A 440-nucleotide genomic window follows, 5' to 3' on the forward strand; every position below is an offset into this window, starting at 1 on the left:
TCACCGAACCGGCCAGCATCGACATCTGGCGGCAGACCGAGCACCCGGTGCTGCGCGCCCGGCAGAACCAGTCCGGGCGGCTCGTCCTCTACCCCGGCGACGCGGGCGGCGGCGAGTTCGCCACCGGCGAGGAGGCACTGGAGCGCTGCATCGACCTGCTGCTGCGGCTCAACAGCGAGTTCGACCTGGTCATGGTGGACCTCAGCGCCGGCCGCAGCTACGCCGTCGACCTGGTCCTCGCGGCCACCGCGCACCCCCGGATGCGCCATGTCGCCTACCGCTGGCTGGTGTTCCACCGCTGGACCCGGCAGCACGTCATCGCCGCCGCGGGACTGGTGCACAAGGAGAACGGCATCCTCCGCAGCGGTGTCGACCGCGGGCACGACGAGGCGACCCTCCAGGGCAACATCCGCTTCGTGCGGGCCGCCGTGCCCGACCCG

1 protein-coding gene is annotated in these 440 nt (G+C 72.5%); it reads left to right on the top strand.

All coding sequences use genetic code 11. The annotated features are described in order from the left end of the window. The coding region (locus LPA54_RS39110; protein ID WP_228985151.1) for an SCO2523 family variant P-loop protein at positions 1-440 on the top strand (440 nt) is incomplete at both ends.

Source organism: Streptomyces sp. DH12 (genome assembly GCF_020873895.1).
Lineage (GTDB): Bacteria > Actinomycetota > Actinomycetes > Streptomycetales > Streptomycetaceae > Streptomyces.